The 1,150-nt window shown below is 57.8% G+C and carries 1 pseudogene; it reads left to right on the forward strand.

From position 1 onward, the window contains the following. Window positions 1-1,150: pseudogene (locus tag L3N51_RS12305) on the forward strand (IS256 family transposase); the annotation flags it as partial.

Consider the following 1,150-nt stretch of genomic DNA (forward strand, 5'->3'; position numbering starts at 1 on the left):
GCAGAAAGGGTAAAGGCCAAGGCGAAGGCAGTGCTGGAGGAGGCAGTCAAGAAGGGCGTGTCCCTCACCGAGATAGAGGAGCTCGTGCTCCAGGCAGCAATGGAGGCGGAGAGGGACGCGTACCTGGAGGAGCACGACGACGTGAAGAACGGGACGTACTTCAGTGCTGAGGACCAGGGACGACGAGCTGAGGCTGAGGGTTCCAAGGACGAGAAGGAAGGGCTTCAGGCCAAGGATTTTGCCTGAAAAGGGCGAGAGGACGAGCGAGGACTACGAGGAGTTCTTGGAGGCCCTGGTCCTGGAGGGGTTGTCCCCAGGCCAGATCAAGGCAGTCCTGAGGAGCAGGGGGATAGAGTACAGCCCGGAGGTGATGGACAGGGTGGTTAAGGAAATAGCGAGAAGGTTGATGGAGTTCAAATCTGCTCCTCTCCCCCACGACCTGTTCAGCGTATGCGGACGTGAAGTTCATCAAGGTCAGGGAGAACGAGGTGGTGAAGGAGAAAGCAGTGTACGTGGCTATTGGCGTCGACCTGGACGGAAACAAGTTCGTCCTGGACTACGAGATAAGGGAGAACGAGGATATAGACGGATGGAGGCACTTCCTCAACGGGCTGATCTCCAGGGGAGTCAGCAGGGTTGACGTGATTGTCACGGACGACTTCCCGGGACTGGACAGGCTGATCTCCACGCTCTTCCCCTCCTCCCAGCACCAGCTCTGTTTGGTTCATCTGGCCAGGAACCTGTACAGGGCGCTTCCGGACGGCGAGAAGGAGAAGGTCTCCTCCCATCTCAGTTCCCTCAAGTCGGCCAGGAACGTTGAGGAGGGAAAGGCCATCCTCGAGTCCCTCAGCAAGGTAGTGGAGCCCTACTCACCCAGGAGGGCTAGGCGACTCCTTGAGGCCTCAGACCTCTATACCTTCCTGAACTTTCCCAGGGAGGTGAGGCACTACATCTACACAAACAACAGTTCCGAGAGCTTCAACTCCTACCTTGACGGGATACAGGACGACCTCGGAGGTTACTTCCCGTCCCTCCTTTACCTGGAGACCTACCTGTTCGTGGCGATCCATCTAAACAACGCGAGGTGGAAGTCGCGTCCCATGTCGGTCATCAGGCATCACTCCTACCACCTTCGTCAGCTCCACGCTGC

Origin of the sequence: Metallosphaera javensis (ex Hofmann et al. 2022), from assembly GCF_022064045.1 — an archaeon.
Classification (GTDB): Archaea; Thermoproteota; Thermoprotei_A; order Sulfolobales; family Sulfolobaceae; genus Metallosphaera; species Metallosphaera javensis.